Annotated in this window: 13 protein-coding genes; 7 read left to right on the top strand and 6 right to left on the bottom strand. The window is 33.9% G+C overall.

Going from position 1 to position 16,799, the window contains the following annotated elements; all coding sequences use genetic code 11:
* Window positions 1-7: 7 nt before the first annotated feature.
* Both NG655_RS07260 and NG655_RS07265 read left to right on the top strand, forming a co-directional pair.
* Window positions 8-1,048 carry a COX15/CtaA family protein gene (locus NG655_RS07260; protein WP_252158659.1) on the top strand — a complete coding sequence of 347 codons (1,041 nt, stop codon included), beginning with the start codon at window positions 8-10 and terminating at the stop codon, window positions 1,046-1,048.
* Complete coding sequence (locus NG655_RS07265; protein WP_252158660.1) at window positions 1,038-1,532, top strand: plasmid pRiA4b ORF-3 family protein; 495 nt, start codon at window positions 1,038-1,040, stop codon at window positions 1,530-1,532. The genes NG655_RS07260 and NG655_RS07265 overlap by 11 nt, the downstream gene beginning before the upstream one ends.
* Here NG655_RS07265 and NG655_RS07270 read toward each other — a convergent pair.
* Complete coding sequence (locus NG655_RS07270; RefSeq protein WP_252158661.1) at window positions 1,529-2,602, bottom strand: hypothetical protein; 1,074 nt, start codon at window positions 2,600-2,602, stop codon at window positions 1,529-1,531. The two genes, NG655_RS07265 and NG655_RS07270, sit on opposite strands and share 4 nt — an antisense overlap.
* Window positions 2,603-2,720: 118 nt before the next feature.
* On the opposite strand from NG655_RS07270, the gene uvrB reads away from it, so the two are divergent.
* From uvrB to NG655_RS07290, 4 genes are all read left to right on the top strand, one after another.
* Window positions 2,721-4,709, top strand: coding sequence for an excinuclease ABC subunit UvrB (gene uvrB, locus NG655_RS07275; protein ID WP_252158662.1), 1,989 nt, complete (start codon window positions 2,721-2,723; stop codon window positions 4,707-4,709).
* A 12-nt stretch (window positions 4,710-4,721) separates the two neighbouring features.
* Complete coding sequence (gene pnuC / locus NG655_RS07280) at window positions 4,722-5,285, top strand: nicotinamide riboside transporter PnuC (protein WP_252158663.1); 564 nt, start codon at window positions 4,722-4,724, stop codon at window positions 5,283-5,285.
* 116 nt (window positions 5,286-5,401) lie between these two features.
* On the top strand, window positions 5,402-6,991 hold the full coding sequence (locus NG655_RS07285) for a phytoene desaturase family protein (protein ID WP_252158664.1): 1,590 nt from the start codon (window positions 5,402-5,404) through the stop codon (window positions 6,989-6,991).
* A gap of 72 nt (window positions 6,992-7,063) precedes the next feature.
* Window positions 7,064-7,570 (top strand): hypothetical protein, encoded by a 507-nt coding sequence (locus NG655_RS07290; protein ID WP_252158665.1) that lies wholly within the window; start codon window positions 7,064-7,066, stop codon window positions 7,568-7,570.
* 119 nt (window positions 7,571-7,689) lie between these two features.
* Here NG655_RS07290 and sucC read toward each other — a convergent pair whose 3' ends face one another.
* Complete coding sequence (gene sucC / locus NG655_RS07295; protein WP_252158666.1) at window positions 7,690-8,883, bottom strand: ADP-forming succinate--CoA ligase subunit beta; 1,194 nt, start codon at window positions 8,881-8,883, stop codon at window positions 7,690-7,692.
* 169 nt (window positions 8,884-9,052) lie between these two features.
* Here sucC and lysA point away from each other — a divergent pair, with 169 nt between their 5' ends.
* Window positions 9,053-10,270 (top strand): diaminopimelate decarboxylase, encoded by a 1,218-nt coding sequence (lysA, locus tag NG655_RS07300; protein ID WP_252158667.1) that lies wholly within the window; start codon window positions 9,053-9,055, stop codon window positions 10,268-10,270.
* A 6-nt stretch (window positions 10,271-10,276) separates the two neighbouring features.
* On the opposite strand, the gene mnmA is transcribed toward lysA, so the two are convergent.
* The 4 genes from mnmA to NG655_RS07320 form a co-directional block, all read right to left on the bottom strand.
* Window positions 10,277-11,470, bottom strand: coding sequence for a tRNA 2-thiouridine(34) synthase MnmA (gene mnmA, locus NG655_RS07305; RefSeq protein WP_252158668.1), 1,194 nt, complete (start codon window positions 11,468-11,470; stop codon window positions 10,277-10,279).
* A gap of 59 nt (window positions 11,471-11,529) precedes the next feature.
* Window positions 11,530-13,344: a membrane protein insertase YidC gene (yidC, locus tag NG655_RS07310; protein WP_252158669.1), complete on the bottom strand. Its 1,815-nt coding sequence runs from the start codon at window positions 13,342-13,344 to the stop codon at window positions 11,530-11,532.
* A gap of 24 nt (window positions 13,345-13,368) precedes the next feature.
* The gene (locus NG655_RS07315; protein ID WP_252158670.1) at window positions 13,369-14,982 is read right to left on the bottom strand and encodes a CTP synthase; all 1,614 of its coding nucleotides are present in this window, start codon (window positions 14,980-14,982) and stop codon (window positions 13,369-13,371) included.
* 78 nt (window positions 14,983-15,060) lie between these two features.
* Entirely contained in the window at window positions 15,061-16,791 is a 1,731-nt protein-coding gene (locus tag NG655_RS07320) for a LysM peptidoglycan-binding domain-containing protein (RefSeq protein WP_252158671.1), read from the bottom strand.
* Between the last annotated feature and the right edge of the window lie 8 nt (window positions 16,792-16,799).

Below are 16,799 nucleotides of genomic sequence, written 5' to 3' on the forward strand. Positions count from 1 at the left end.
CAAAAATATGAAAACAACATTTCGCTTTTGGGTTGGAGTATCACTAGTATTAGTTTATGCCGTAATCGCTGCCGGAGCAATAGTCCGAGTTACAGGAAGTGGAATGGGATGTCCGGACTGGCCAAAATGTTTTGGATATTTAATTCCACCTACCGAACGCAGTCAATTAGACTGGAAAGAAAACCAGGAATATAACGAAGGGGAAGTTATTATTGTAAATGAAAGTTTACGAGTTGCCGCAAAAGATTTTAGGAGTACTTCTACTTATTCTGAATCGAATTGGGAAGTATATACAAAACACGATTACGCACATTTTAATGCTTTTCATACTTGGGTTGAATTTATAAATCGATTGGTTGGTGCATTGTCGGGTCTAGCTACTCTTATTGTAGGATTTTTATCCATAGGTTATTGGGAAAAAAGAAAAAGAATCCCTTTACTTTCATTACTGATTATTTTTGGAATGGGGTTCCAAGCTTGGCTTGGAAAAACAGTGGTTGATTCTAATTTATTACCAACCAAAATTAGTGTACACATGATTATGGCACTAATAATTGTAGGTCTTCTGGTTTATTTATACCAATATACCGCTGCTAAAAAAGTGGAAATAGAGACCAGTAATAGAATTAAGATAATTGCCATTGCAGCTCTAGTCTTAACGTTAATTCAAATAGGAATTGGTACTCAGGTAAGACAATTTATTGATCTTCAAATAGATTTTCTTGGAGAAGCACAAGTCTCCAAATGGTTAGATCCTGCGCCATTTAAATTTTATTTTCACAGGAGTTTTTCTTTACTCGTAGTTCTTATCAATGGTTATTTATTTTATAGTTTTCGTAAAATAAGATTAAATCTACCCGTTTTCAAATGGGTACTAATCACAATTGCTTGTGAGGTTTTTACAGGCATATTAATGTATTATTTAGATTTCCCAATGGGAACACAACCACTTCATTTACTTTTAGCTTCCTTTTTATTTGGAGCTCAATTTTATCTCATACTTCAATTGTTTAATCACAACATAAACACCCACAACCATGATCTATAGATTTAGAATTATTCTTGATGCAAAAGAAGATATCTTAAGAGATATTGAAATTGAGGCTTCTGCAACTCTAGAGGACTTTCATTATGCAATTGCTCAAGCATTTGGTTTTGCTGGAAGCGAAATGGCTTCTTTTTACAGAACAAATGAAGCATGGGAGCAAGGAGAAGAAATTCCTCTGCTTGATATGGATGAAGGAATTGTTCCGATGGGACAGGAACAAATTGACTCTATTTTTACTGCAGAAAATCACCACCTAATTTATGTTTATGACTTCCTAGCTTTATGGACCTTTTTTGTAGAGCTTATTGAAGTAGGAGAACCAGAAATAACCACCTTATATCCTAATTTAATTTTTGCTCAAGGGGAAGTTCCTGAAGAGGCTCCTCAAAAAGACTTTGTTGCTGATGAAAGTACCTTAGAAAATGAAATGGATGAGGAAGAGGAAGAGGGTCTAGAAGACTATAATGATGCTGACTTTTATTAGGGTCTAGAATTGATTAGGTTTGTCATATTCAGACTCTCATAGTTTCTTAGTACATAAGCAAACGAAGCTTGCATAATTCCTCCCATACTGTTGCTTCTCTTAAAAGCATCGTCTTTTGTGAATTTATAAATTTCTTTTGATAGCTTTTTTACATTCTCTGGAATAGAAACTTCATCTGTTATCATAATTTTTAAAAGCTTATCTAATCTAGTTCCGGAATTCTGAATTCTTTTTGCCAAAATAGAACGTTCTTCAACTTTGTACTGGGTGATAGAGGATTCAGACAATTTTTCTTTTACAACGGATATCATTGGGAAATTTTCTTTAAAAAATTGAGGACGATAAACCATTAATTTCCCTTCAAAGCTTTGTTGATCAAAGTCAATTGCTCTGATTTTATAAACCACCTGATCAAAATCATGAATTGGAATCACCACGTAATTATAAGCACGCATATCTCCTAACAGACGAATCATGCAGCGTTCGTTAAATTTTACATATTCTTTAGCGATTTGTGCTTGTTGTGCCGGAGTACATTTAGCGAGATATTTTTCAATAAAAACATCGCCTGGTATTCCTGCTATATGTTCTTCTATTAGAGTAGAATCATTAATTAAAAAATTCAGGTTATGCGGTGAAAGCATATGCTCGAACTCAATTCCATAAACCCGAGAGGCATCTGTTTTTTTTACGTAGAAATAAGTGAAATTGTCATTCAAAACATTTCGAACTTTAATTCGAAAGGGTTTCGAATTACCAAAAGTACAATAGTCAATCGCATCTATACTCAAATAAGGCATGGAAGATTCATTCCCATCTGAATGGAGTAAAGCGTATACTTTCTTTAGGTTAAAGTCAATTTCTTTGCGCTCCGTATCTGAGTAATAAACACGTACCCACAGGGAATCTTTTTCATTTTCATCGTAAACAACTACAGACCCTGAAAAACGCAAAAGGTCTTCATAAAAAATAGGAGTATATACCCAACGGCTGAAATGCTTTAAGTACGCATTTAAATTTTCCGAGATTGGATAAAATGGTTTTTTCTTAGAAATCAGCTTTTCTTTCATGGGCATCTTTTCTCAAAGGTACTATTTTATTTTATTGAACTTTTTAATAAAAATGAAGGGAGTCTGCTAGCACACCAATCATTCTAAATGCTTAAATTTAGGGCTTGATAAAAACACTATGTCTTTTAAGTTAGTTTCAGAATTCTCACCAACTGGAGATCAACCTACAGCAATTAAACAAATTGTAGATGGTTTTTCTCAAACAGAAAAGCACATGACGCTTCAGGGAGTTACAGGGTCTGGAAAAACATTCACAGTTGCAAATGTTGTTCAAGAACTTAATAGACCAACTCTTGTTTTAGCCCATAATAAAACATTGGCTGCACAGTTGTATTCAGAATTTAAACAATTTTTTCCTGATAATGCAGTGGAGTATTTTGTCTCCTACTATGATTATTATCAACCAGAAGCATACCTCCCCGTTACAGGAACTTACATAGAGAAAGATTTATCCATTAATGAAGAAATCGAGAAGCTGAGATTGAGTACTACTTCTTCGTTATTATCTGGAAGAAGAGATGTAATTGTTATTGCTTCTGTTTCTTGCTTGTATGGGATTGGTAATCCGGCAGAATTTCAAAAAAATGTAGTTTCTATAAAACGAGACCAAGTCATTTCGAGAACAAAATTTTTGCACCAACTAGTTCAGAGTTTATACTCTAGAACAATGGCTGATTTTCAACATGGAAACTTCAGAGTAAAAGGGGATGTCGTAGATGTATATCCCAGTTATGCTGACACCGCTTTTAGAATTCACTTTTTTGGAGACGAAATTGAAGAAATAGAAGCCTTTGACCCAATTACAAACGAACGAATAGAAAAATACGAGCAACTAAACATATATCCTGCAAACATGTTCGTTACTTCTCCCGATGTCCTTCAAAATGCAATTCACGCAATTCAAGATGATCTTGTTAAGCAACTTGATTTTTTTAAAGAAATCGGAAAGCATTTGGAAGCTAAACGCTTGGAAGAGCGTACTAACTTTGACTTGGAAATGATAAGAGAATTGGGATATTGTTCTGGTATTGAAAATTACTCCCGTTACCTAGACGGAAGAAATCCAGGAACACGCCCTTTCTGTTTGTTAGACTATTTTCCGGATGATTTTTTAATGGTTATTGACGAAAGTCACGTGACGGTTTCTCAGGTTCATGCGATGTATGGTGGGGATAGAAGTAGAAAAGAAAACCTAGTCGAATATGGTTTTAGACTTCCTGCTGCTATGGACAACAGGCCTTTGAAATTTGATGAATTTGAAAGTCTACAAAACCAGGTTTTATATGTTAGTGCAACTCCAGCAGATTACGAATTAGAAAAAACGGAAGGAGTTTTTGTAGAACAAATTATTCGTCCCACCGGTTTATTAGATCCAATAATTGAAGTACGACCGAGTGAAAATCAAATTGATGATTTGATTGAAGAGATTCAAAAAAGAACGGAGAAAGACGAACGTACTTTAGTTACTACTTTAACCAAAAGAATGGCTGAAGAACTGACAAAATACATGAGTAGAATTCAGATCCGATGTCGATACATTCACAGTGATGTGGATACGCTGGAACGAGTAGAAATAATGCAAGATCTAAGAAAAGGAATTTTTGATGTATTGATTGGTGTAAATCTACTCAGAGAAGGGTTAGACTTACCCGAAGTTTCTTTGGTTGCAATTCTGGATGCCGACAAAGAAGGTTTTTTACGATCGAATAGATCGTTGACACAAACCGTAGGAAGGGCTGCAAGAAATGTAAACGGTCTTGCAATTTTTTATGCTGATAAAATTACCAAGTCTATGCAATTTACCATGGACCAAACTACGTACCGTCGAGAAAAACAAATGGCTTATAACAAACTGCACAATCAGGTCCCCAAAGCGCTAAACAAATCATTAGACAGTGCTTTGTCTAAAAATTCTGTTGCTACATACGCATCAGAAAAGGAAACCAAGAAGGCAGCAGAAGAAGCTACAAGATATCTTACAAAACCACAAATAGAACAAAAGGTAAGAGATACTCGAAAGTTAATGGAAGTAGCTGCAAAAGAATTAAATTTCATAGAAGCAGCTCGATTACGAGATGAAATTAATGCTTTAAAAGAACAATTATAACCCATTAATTTCATGAATTTACTTTTAGAAATTAGTGCAGTTGGACTGAGTCTGACATTTTTATTCCTCTTAATCAAAGAGAATATTTATTGTTGGTTTTTTGGAATAACAGGTTCTCTAGTCAGCATTTTTTTATTTTATAACATAGGACTATACGCAGAGTCTATACTCTATTTTTATTATGTAATTATAGGTTTCTATGGTTACTATCTTTGGAACTCCAAAAAAAATTCCAGCGAATTACCCATCAACGAAATAGCTTCTAAAACACACCTTCTTTTCGTTGGATTAGGAATAATTCTAGCTTTTAGTTTAGGGTATGTATTGGATCAATACACAGAAGCAAGCAACCCTTATTTGGATGCGTTTACTACAATTTTCAGTTTTATTGCTAGTTATCTAGAAGCTAAAAAAGTGCTTAGCGGATGGTATTACTGGATAATAATAAATGGGGTAACCCTAGGGTTGTATCTAAATAAAGGATTGTATTTCTATTTTGCATTAACCCTACTCTATTTCGCTCTCTCTATTTACGGCTTAAGGGAGTGGAAAAAGAAAGTTCAAGTTGTTTTGTAAAACCTCTCTTTGTTTCAATTAACGTAGAATTAGTTCTCTATTAATTTGGAGTTAAATTTCGTTACATTGGATTTAAACTCTAAAAAACGTAGCTTTAGAAAACTAAACTACCTGCTATGATTCAATCCTATAAGCAACCTCTAGAACTCGAAGAACAGTATGATGCAATAATCATTGGAACCGGTATGGGGAGTTTAACAACCGCAGCTTTCTTGGCAAAGGAGGGGAAAAAAGTTCTTATGTTAGAAAGACATTATACTGCAGGAGGTTTTACGCATGTATTCAAAAGAAAAGGATATGAGTGGGATGTAGGAATTCATTACATCGGTGAAGTTCAAAAAGAAAATAGTGCCTTACGTAAAATGTTTGATTATATCTCAGACAAAAAACTTGAATGGGCAGATATGGGTGAGGTTTATGATCAAATTGTAATTGGAGAAAAGAAATATAATTTTGTAAAAGGAGTAGATAATTTCATCGAACAGCTTGTTCAATATTTTCCAGAAGAGCGAAAAGCAATAAAAGCTTATGTTGATCTTATTTTTAAGGCCAATAAAGCAATGGGGAAATTTTATATAAATAAAGCACTTCCTAAACTGGTTGGAAATTTAATTGGAGGGATGCTACAAAAGCCCTATCAGGAATTTTCTAATAAAACAACCTATGAAGTACTCCGATCATTAACCAACAATGAGGAACTGATTAAAGTATTAACAGCTCAATATGGCGATTATGGACTACCACCAAAAAAGAGTAGTTTTGCAATGCACGCCTCTGTCGTAAAACATTATTTCGGAGGCGGTAGTTTTCCAATTGGTGGATCTTCACAAATTATAAACACCATAGACCCTGTTATAGAAAAATCAAAAGGAACCATATTAATCAATGCTGAAGTTGATGAAATTATCCTTGAAAAAAACAAAGCCACAGGAGTTAAAATGAAAGATGGAAAATGTTTTTACGCACCCCTAATAATTAGTGGCGTAGGTGTTATGAACACCTTCAAGAAAATGATTCCTGAAGAACATTCTCTATACAAAGAATTCTCTAGCCAGTTAAAAAAAGTAAAACCGTCTGTAGCCCACGGATGTTTATATCTAGGACTCAATGGAACACCAGAAGAACTAAAATTACCAAAGAAAAATCTATGGATATATCCAGATGACCTGGATCATGATGGTTGTGTTGATCGATTTTTGAAAGACAATGAACAACCCTTTCCGGTTGTTTACATTTCTTTTCCCTCTGCAAAAGACCCTGATTGGTCCAATCGATATCCAAATAAGAGTACGATTGATATTATCACGTTACTTCCTTATGAAAACTTTCAGCAATGGGAGAAAACTAAATGGATGAAAAGAGGTGAAACCTATGAAAACTATAAAGAACAATTTGCTCAACGTCTCTTAGAACGTTTATTTAAAATTTTTCCTCATCTAAAAGAAAAAGTAGATTGCTACGAGCTCTCTACTCCCCTAACAACAAAACATTTTGTTAATTATGATCGGGGTGAGCTTTATGGATTGGAACATTCACCCGAACGATACCGTCAAAAATTTCTTAATCCAAGAACTCCAATTAAAGGATTATACCTAACAGGGCAAGATATCGTAACTGCTGGTATAGGTGGGGCTTTATTTTCTGGGTTCATTACAACCACAGCAATTACGGGTAAGAATTTATGGAAAAAAATATACGAAAAGTAGTACTGCTATTTTTTAATTGCAAAAAACAATTTAAAATCATATATTGTAGGTACATAACTAAATGTATTACCTATGAAAAACTTTTTAAAAATTTTTGCAGTAGTGCTTATTTTCGTTTCCTGCACTCAAAACACTGAAACTCCAAAAGAAAGAATGATTGGTTTTCATCCCAATCCAGACCTGAGTGATTTACAATGGCATTTAGGAACACAAGAAGCAATTGATCAAGTAATAGCACTGGACAAAGTATGGTCTGCTAGAGACCATGAAGCAATGAGAGAATTCTTTGTGGATACCGTTAAGGTTACAGATCCAAGTGGTAAAACAACCTCAAATTTTGATGAATTTAAGAATATGTTAGAACAAGAAAACCCTTCGGTTAGTTGGGAATTCATGTATGCATATTCGGTGGACATAGACCCTTCTCAAGGAGGAGAACATGTACAGGCTGGGTTTAAAGTAAATGAACCAGATGATGAAGATAATATTAATGAATACTACATTCATGAAAGTTATTACATCATCGGAGGTAAAGTAGTAACCTTAAGTCAATTTAAACAGGGTATTATCCAAGAATAAAATACGTATTCATTAATTTTGAAGAATACCTATTGAGAAATATAAAAAAACGGCTCCTAAAAGGAGCCGTTTTTATTTTATTAAGTATGCATTAAATCAGACTGATATTAAAAGGATAATTATCCGATCGCTTCTTGAACTTTATCAGCTGCTTCCTGGAAGGCAGTTGCAGATAATACATTCAGTCCTGAACTATCGATTAGTTCTTTTGCTATATCCGCGTTAGTTCCTTGTAAACGAACAATAATAGGAACATTAATAGCATCTCCCAAATTCTTGTACGCATCAACAATTCCTTGAGCAACACGATCACATCGTACAATACCACCAAAGATATTAACCAAAATAGCTTTTACATTAGGATCTTTAAGAATCAAACGGAACGCTGTTTCAACTCGTGCAGCATCAGCAGTTCCTCCAACATCTAAAAAGTTAGCCGGATCTCCTCCAGCTTGCTTAATAAGATCCATCGTAGCCATTGCTAAACCTGCACCGTTAACCATACATCCAACATTACCATCTAGATCAACATAATTTAGTCCAACTTCACCAGCTTCTACTTCAATCGGATTTTCTTCACGAATATCACGTAGAGCTAAATAGTCTTTATGTCTAAATAATGCATTGTCATCAATTGATACTTTCGCATCAACTGCTAATATTTTATTGTCAGAAGTTTTAAGAACCGGGTTGATTTCAAATAAAGAAGAATCAGAATTCACATAAGCAGTATATAAAGCTGTAATGAACTTAGTCATCTCTTTAAAAGCTTGCCCACTTAAACCTAAGTTAAAAGCAACCTTACGTGCTTGGAACGGCATCATTCCAACAGCAGGATCAATTTCTTCTGTAAAAATTAAATGCGGAGTTTCTTCAGCTACAGTTTCAATATCCATTCCACCTTCTGTAGAATACATGATCATGTTACGCCCTGTTGCTCGATTTAATAATACGGAGATATAAAATTCGCTTGTTTCAGATTCTCCTGGGTAGTAAACATCTTCACAAACCAATACTTGATGAACTGGCTTTCCTTCAGGAGGAGTTTGTGGTGTTACTAATTGCATTCCAATAATTTGATCAGCAAGCGAAGAAACTTCATCAAGGTTCTTTGCTAATTTGACACCTCCACCTTTTCCACGTCCACCAGCATGAATTTGTGCTTTAATCACATGCCATCCTGTTCCAGTTTCTTCTGTTAGTGCCTTAGCTGCAGACACAGCCTCTTCAGCAGATTGAGCAACAATACCCTTTTGTATTGCAACACCAAAGCTTGCTAAAATTTCTTTTCCTTGATATTCGTGTAAATTCATTTATTCAAAAATTTGATCCAACAAAAATAGAGAAGTTATATCAATTAAATTCAATGAAGTACAAAAGTATTTTGTTGTGTTTATAACAATTATTTATATTTTTAATTAATTAATTCAAATCTCTTTGTGAAGATGGAATTGTTTCTATTTTTGCTTAAAATAAATTAAAATGAATAACGCAGATTTACTTTCGATAGCTAAACAATTTGGGGGACCACTTTATGTTTATGATGCAGAAAAAATTAAATTCCAATACAATAGACTTAGCAATGCTTTTAGTGGTGTAAAGAATTTAAAACTGAATTATGCTACAAAAGCACTTTCGAATATTTCTGTATTAAGTTACATTCAAAAATTAGGGGCAGGTCTAGACACAGTATCTATTCAAGAGGTTCGCTTAGGTCTTGCTGCTGGTTTTGAACCCCACACAATCATTTATACCCCGAACGGAGTTTCTTTAAATGAAATAGAAGAAGTTGCTGCTTTAGGAGTTCAAATAAACATTGACAACCTTTCAATATTAGAACAATTTGGAAGTAAATACCCAAAAACTCCAGTTTGTATTAGAATAAACCCTCATGTTATGGCTGGAGGAAATAGTAATATTTCTGTAGGGCATATTGATTCTAAATTTGGAATATCGATACATCAAATTCCACATCTTAAAAGAATAACCGAAAACACAAAGATGAATATCAATGGAATTCACATGCACACTGGTAGTGATATCCTAGATATAGATGTATTTCTTCATGCTTCTGAGATCTTATTCGAAACTGCTAAACACTTTAAAGATTTAAGTTTTATTGATTTCGGATCAGGATTCAAAGTGCCTTACAAAACAGGCGACATTGAAACTAACATTGAAGAATTAGGGGAACGTTTAACAGTAAAATTCAATGAATTTTGCAAAGAATATGGAAGAGAGCTAACCCTTGCTTTCGAGCCTGGTAAATTCTTGGTAAGTGAAGCGGGTTATTTTATCTCTAAAGTGAATGTAGTAAAACAAACTACCTCAACCGTTTTCGCGCAGATCGACAGTGGATTCAATCACTTGATTCGCCCAATGTTTTACGGATCTTATCACGAAATAGAAAATATTTCAAATCCAGAAGGTCGCGAGCGTTTTTACTCTGTAGTTGGATATATTTGTGAAACAGATACTTTTGGAAGTAACCGCAAGATTTCTGAAATAAATGAAGGAGATTTCTTAAGTTTTAAAAATGCTGGTGCCTACTGTCAAACGATGGCGAGCAACTATAATTCTAGATTTAGACCTGCTGAAGTTTTATGGATAAATGAGGAAGCTCATTTAATTAGAAAAGAAGAAACTTTTGATGACATCCTTCACAATCAAGTAGTTCTTGATTTTAGTGAACTTATTTAAATGTAATTAGGAAATTACTCCAGAACCTAGCAACTCATCGTTGTGATACCAAGCTACAAACTGACCTTCACTAATTGCAGTTTGTGGTTCTTCGAATAATACATACAATCCTTTTTCTTCAGAATAAAGGGTAGCTTTTTCTAAAGGTTGACGGTAACGAATTCTTGCAATTACACTTAGTGTTTGACCTATTTTTAATTTAAGATCATTACGCACCCAGTGAACCTCATCTTGTTTAACTAATAAACCTCTTCTAAGTAAACCTGGATGTTGTTTCCCTTGACCAGTGTATATTATATTTTCCTGAACATCAGTGTCAATAATGAATAAGGGCTCTGGGGTTCCTCCTACTCCCAAACCTTTTCGTTGTCCTTTAGTAAAAAAATGAGCCCCTTGATGAGTTCCGACCACGTTACCATCGGTTGGTTGGTAGGTTCTTTTAGTACTGTTGTAAACCAACATATCTAACTGAGATTCAAAATCATATCTAGGGTTTTGATATTTAGAATGACTATCGGATATTTCAATAATATTTCCTGTTTTTGCTTTTAGCTTTTGTTGTAAAAAATCAGGAAGACTTACTTTACCTATAAAACAAAGTCCCTGAGAATCTTTTTTATCCGCTGTAATTAAATCTTGTTCTGCAGCAATTTCTCTAACTTCAGATTTCTGTAGACCACCAATTGGAAATAATACTTTTGATAATTGATCTTGAGTTAACTGACATAGAAAATAAGATTGATCTTTATTAGAATCTGCTCCACTAATTAATCTATGAACAGTTGCTCCTTCAGAAGTTATCTGAGTGTCAGATTGGCAATAATGTCCCGTAGCAACAAAATCTGCTCCCAATGAAATTGCAATATCTAAGAAAACATCAAATTTAATCTCACGATTACACAACACATCTGGATTTGGTGTTCTTCCTTTTTGATATTCTGCAAACATATAGTCTACAATCCTGTCTTTATATGCTTCACTTAAATCTACTGTCTGAAAAGGAATACCAAGTTTATCAGCAACAATCATAGCGTCGTTACTATCTTCAAGCCAAGGACATTCATCAGAAATAGTAACCGACTCGTCATGCCAATTCTTCATAAAGAGTGCAATAACATCATATCCCTGCTCTTTAAGCAAGTATGCTGCAACACTAGAATCAACACCTCCGGAGAGGCCTACTACAACTTTCTTTTTCATGATTCAAAGATAGGAAAAGAACCTAGAGGTTTTATGATATTTTGTAAGACCTAAGACTTCTATCTATTTCCTTTGGCTTTTTTTTGTTGCTCTGCTTGCTCCATTGCTGCTTGCAAACGAGCGGAAAAACCACCTTTCTTTTTAGGCTTCTTTTTATTCTCTTCAAGTTGCATAAGAATTTTAGCATCATCTACAATGAAGTTTTTAATTACAAGCATTAGCACAATGGTAAGTACGTTAGAAACAAAGTAGTACAAACTTAATCCACTTGCATAATTATTGAAGAAGAAAAGCATCATTAAAGGCATGATGTACATGATTATTTTCATGTTTGGCATTCCAGGTTGTTGAGGAGCAGTTTGCTGTCCAGCAGTCATCATTGTATAAAAGAAAATTGCTATGGATGCCAGGATTGGAAATAAACTAATGTGATCGCCGTAAAATGGAATATTAAACCCGAGTTCATAAACAGAATCATAGGAAGATAAATCATCTGCCCACAAGAAACTCTTCTCACGTAAAGCAAAGGCTACAGGGAAGAAACTAAATAACGCATAAAAAACCGGCAATTGAATTAGTGCAGGTAAACAACCTGCCATTGGATTTGCACCGGCTTTAGTGTAAAGAGCCATAGTTTCTTGCTGACGTTTTACGGAGTCATCTTTATGTTTGGCTGTAATAACATCAATCTCTGGCTTCAAAACTTTCATCTTGATTTGAGACACATATGATTTATAAGTCACCGGAGACATTACTAAACGAACTAACACTGTTAGAACAATAATAGCAATTCCATAAGGTAAAAATCCACTAAGGAAATTAAATGTGGGTGTAAATATATACTTGTTGATCCAACCAAAAATACCCCAACCAAAATCAATAGAATCTTCTATCCCTAATTTATATTGAGCTAGAGTGTCGTATTCTGTTGGTCCAAAATACCACTTAAAGTTATGGTTAATTTCACCTGATGAAATAACAGGGATTTTAGTTTTATAAACTTTAGTATACTCTTGATCAATTATATCGGAATCAACTAAATTCTCTGAAGTGAAGTTAACGGAATCAAAAGATTTAGTAGGAATTAAAATAGAATTGAAAAAGTGCTGCTTGTAAGATATCCAATGTACCTCTTCATCTTCTTCTTCATCATCTGATGCACCAGAAAGATAATCTACCTTATCATCTTCAAAACCGTAAGTAAGTAAATGGTATCTGTTTTCGTATTCAATACTTCTAGAATTTCTAAACGCTTTTAAATCCCAAGTTATATTTTGCTCTTCGCGTGTGTTAATTAGACTACGCATTCCTTCAGAACGGATCGAAAAATCAATCATATAGTCATTTGCTTTTATTTCATACTCAAAAACAAGAAACTGAGAGTCACTAACTTTTGCAGTAAAAGTGAGGATTTGATTACCACTGCGTTCCGTTAATTTTGGAGTGAAATAAAAATCAATTGAATTTAAAACCCTACCATCTGAGGTGGTAAAACTATAATTGAAATTTTGATTCTCTTTGATTAAGAATAAAGGTTCTTCTTTATAGTTATTAAACTCTTTTAAAAGTAAACTTGAAATTTGAGCTCCTTTTGAATTGAAAATAAGGTCTAATTTTTCATTTTCTATCTTTACATTTTCTGAAGTAGTAGCTTGAAATAGATTAGCAAAAGATCCATAAGCAGCATTTAATTGCTCCTCATTTGGGGTTTGATCTAAAACAACAACTTTATTACCTTCAACTGAGCTCTCTGTTTGAGCAATTTCTGTAGGTACTTCCTCTACGGGAGGCTGATTGTAAAGCATCCAAGTAAGGATTAATGCTATTAAGAAAAATCCTACAAATTGCCAGGGGTCAAATTTTTTTTCTTCCATAATATTTTGAACCTTTTGATCAGGTTATTTAGAATGTTTGTTTTGTAAACTTGCTTTTATAAAATCTACAAATAATGGGTGTGGGTTAAGTACTGTACTTTTATATTCTGGGTGATATTGAACACCAACAAACCAAGGATGATTTGGGTTTTCTACTATTTCAATCAATCCAGTTTTTGGATTTATACCCGTAGCTTTTAAACCAGATGACTCAATTGCTTCTCGATATTCGTTATTAAATTCGTAACGGTGACGATGACGTTCAGATATTGTAAATTTTCCGTAAGCTTTGTGAGCCAAAGAGCCTTCAGATAATTCACAATCCCATGCGCCTAGTCTCATGGTTCCTCCTTTATCTGTTATTGTTTTTTGTTCTTCCATAATGGTAATAACAGGATATTTACAATCTTCATCCATTTCGATGGAGTTAGCTTCTTTTAATCCTAGTTGATTACGAACATGTTCTATAACTGCCATTTGCATTCCTAAGCATATTCCGAAAAATGGAATGTTATTCTTTCTTACGAATTTAATAGCATCTATTTTCCCTTCTGTTCCTCTACCTCCGAAACCTGGAGCTACAATTACTCCATCTATGTCTGTTAACTTTTCAGATATATCGTCTGAACTAAGAAATTCTGAATGAATCGATTTAACTACTACTTTGGTCTCATTCTCAGCACCTGCATGTATTAGTGACTCCAATATGGATTTATAAGAATCTTGCAGCTCTACATATTTACCAATTAAACCGATAGTAACTTGTTCTTTTGGGTTTTTATGTTTTTGCAAGAATTTTTTCCAATCAATTAAATCAATCGGCTTGCTTTGTAGTTTCAAAGTGTTCAAAACTACTTTATCAAGACCTTCATCGAGCATTAGCAAAGGAACATCATAGATTGTTTGCGCATCAATTGACTGAATAACAGACTCTTTTTTTACATTACAAAAAAGCGCTAATTTTTTACGTATCTCATCAGATATTTCATGCTCAGTTCTACAAACTAGCACATTAGCCTTTACTCCACTCTCCATTAAAGTTTTTACAGAATGTTGAGTTGGCTTTGTTTTTAATTCTCCTGCAGCAGATAAATATGGAATTAGAGTTAGATGAATAACCATTGCATTGTCATCTCCTAATTCCCAGATAAGTTGTCTTACTGCTTCTATGTAAGGAAGAGATTCTATGTCACCAACAGTTCCTCCTATTTCTGTAATTACAATATCATATTCCCCTGTTTCCCCTAAAAGGCAGATACGTTCTTTAATTTCGTTGGTTATATGGGGAACTACTTGAACTGTTTTACCAAGGAAAACACCTTTTCGTTCTTTCTCTATAACACTCTGATAAACACGGCCTGTAGTTACATTATTAGCTTGAGAGGTAGAAACATTTAAAAACCTTTCATAGTGCCCTAAATCTAAATCTGTTTCTGCACCATCGTCAGTAACAAAACACTCTCCATGTTCATAAGGATTCAAGGTTCCAGGATCCACATTAATGTAAGGGTCAAACTTTTGAATCGTTACACGATAATTTTGAGCCTGAAGGAGCTTAGCTAATGAAGCAGCTATTATTCCTTTTCCTAAAGAAGAAGTTACTCCTCCTGTAACAAATATATATTTGGTGTTTGACATCCGGTTTGGAAAGTATATGTTAGTTATTTACCGGGCTTAAAATTACAAAAACTATTGAAATAAATAGAGTTCTTGACTTCATTTCTTGATTTCAAAAACTTCATAGCCTCTATGCTGTAATAAATAAAAACCCCGATTTACATAGCCACCGCTAGAATTTGGTGAATAATTAAATCTACTTTCTATATATTCTGTTTCACCTAAACTATCGGAAGCCAGTTCTTTTTTATGTGCCCATCTGAGTATCAAATCCATAGTAACATCGTATCCTCTTAGAGCTTCTCGTTTTGGGAAATTCCCAAAAGAACCTATGTAAAGAGAATCGAATTCCTTTGAACGGATACTTTCGTAGGGGAATGTACCAGCAGTGTATGTGAATTTTAAATTTCCTAACTGTTTTATTGAAATATTTTTATTGTCGTAAGCATTAGAACGAAATGTAGTAAATAACTGTACATCTCTTTCTTTTGAAACCTGAGAATTAAGTAAGGAAGTAACACTTGCAATAAGACCTAGATTTTGTGATTCAAAAACAACTTTATTAATTAGGGTATCTACTAATAATGAATCAATAAGATCAGGAACCACATAGCCTTCAGGTTCTGGCCTCAGAATTTGTGCAAAAGGATAACGTGCATATAATTGATCTTCTATATCTCTATTTAGAGTGTCTGTAATTAGCAATACGTTTTGTGTAGAATCTAAAACTTTATCCAAATACACAAACATTTTCTTTCTTAATAAATCCGATGAAGTAATTGATTGATATACGTTTGCACGGCTAGTAACCGGCTTTGATGACAAAGGGGCAACCATAGGAATTAAGCTCAAACTATCTTTTAAAGATACAATGTCAAAATTTGCAGGAATTAAAGGTCCCAAAATAACATCATTCGCTTTCCAATGGATACTATCAAGTTGATTTGCTATATAATCTTTATCGTTTCTTGTGTCTAGAACATTGAGAACAACATCGATCCCTAAGCTTCCTGCTTCTTGGACAGCCATTAAAACACCAGAATAAAAATCAAGAGCTAGAGTATGTAAATTTCTCTTTTTTAGAAGCTCTTTAGTTTTTTCAATAGAGTCAAATTCTATTTCATTAGCCTTAAAAGGTAACAAAAGACCTATGGTTATTTCAGAATTTTCAGGAATTGAATCTCTCAGATCTTTTTTTTCAACCAAAAGATCGTCTTCTATTTTTAAATCCCCAGTAGATTTTAGTGGAATTTTTAAAACCATTCCTTCCTGAAGACCTGTTTTTTCTAAAATTGGATTTAGTGAAATTAAATCAGCTTCCTCAACACCGAGTTTTTTCTCGATACGATAAAAACCTTCTTTAGGTTTTACTGTATAGTAATTAAACTCTTCCTCTAGTTTCAGGGTTTCGGACTCCATTCGCTTTGGAACTATTATTTCTTGACCAATTTTAAGTCCGGAAATAATTTGTGGATTGTATTCCTCTAGCTGCTTTATTGTAATACCATATCGATAAGCAAGTCGCCATTTTGTTTCCTTTGGTTTTACTAAATATTTAGCTAAACTGTCTGGAAGCTTTTTTGCTTTTATTGGTTTTGGTTTCTTGTAAACTGGGATTTGAAGATTCATTCTTCTCTTCAAACCAATCTTTTTTATTAAGGGATTGAACTTTTCAATTTGTTCAATTTCAACATCATATTTTCGAGCTAAACTATACAAAGTCTCTTTCTTTTTCACTTTGTGATTAATAAAAGAATCTGGTTTACTCTGAGCTGTTATTGCAAGTGAAACCAAAAATAAAAAGGAAAAAAGAATTTGTTTAATATGCATATGAAAAG

This window comes from Candidatus Arcticimaribacter forsetii, assembly GCF_910589745.1.
GTDB lineage: Bacteria > Bacteroidota > Bacteroidia > Flavobacteriales > Flavobacteriaceae > Arcticimaribacter > Arcticimaribacter forsetii.

Bases quoted from the DNA above. Each gene is read 5' to 3' on its own strand.
- NG655_RS07260 (WP_252158659.1), top strand. From the start codon at position 8: ATGAAAACAACATTTCGCTTTTGGGTTGGAGTATCACTAGTATTAGTT.
- NG655_RS07265 (WP_252158660.1), top strand. From the start codon at position 1,038: ATGATCTATAGATTTAGAATTATTCTTGATGCAAAAGAAGATATCTTA.
- NG655_RS07270 (WP_252158661.1), bottom strand. From the start codon at position 2,602: ATGAAAGAAAAGCTGATTTCTAAGAAAAAACCATTTTATCCAATCTCG.
- uvrB (WP_252158662.1), top strand. From the start codon at position 2,721: ATGTCTTTTAAGTTAGTTTCAGAATTCTCACCAACTGGAGATCAACCT.
- pnuC (WP_252158663.1), top strand. From the start codon at position 4,722: ATGAATTTACTTTTAGAAATTAGTGCAGTTGGACTGAGTCTGACATTT.
- NG655_RS07285 (WP_252158664.1), top strand. From the start codon at position 5,402: ATGATTCAATCCTATAAGCAACCTCTAGAACTCGAAGAACAGTATGAT.
- NG655_RS07290 (WP_252158665.1), top strand. From the start codon at position 7,064: ATGAAAAACTTTTTAAAAATTTTTGCAGTAGTGCTTATTTTCGTTTCC.
- sucC (WP_252158666.1), bottom strand. From the start codon at position 8,883: ATGAATTTACACGAATATCAAGGAAAAGAAATTTTAGCAAGCTTTGGT.
- lysA (WP_252158667.1), top strand. From the start codon at position 9,053: ATGAATAACGCAGATTTACTTTCGATAGCTAAACAATTTGGGGGACCA.
- mnmA (WP_252158668.1), bottom strand. From the start codon at position 11,470: ATGAAAAAGAAAGTTGTAGTAGGCCTCTCCGGAGGTGTTGATTCTAGT.
- yidC (WP_252158669.1), bottom strand. From the start codon at position 13,344: ATGGAAGAAAAAAAATTTGACCCCTGGCAATTTGTAGGATTTTTCTTA.
- NG655_RS07315 (WP_252158670.1), bottom strand. From the start codon at position 14,982: ATGTCAAACACCAAATATATATTTGTTACAGGAGGAGTAACTTCTTCT.
- NG655_RS07320 (WP_252158671.1), bottom strand. From the start codon at position 16,791: ATGCATATTAAACAAATTCTTTTTTCCTTTTTATTTTTGGTTTCACTT.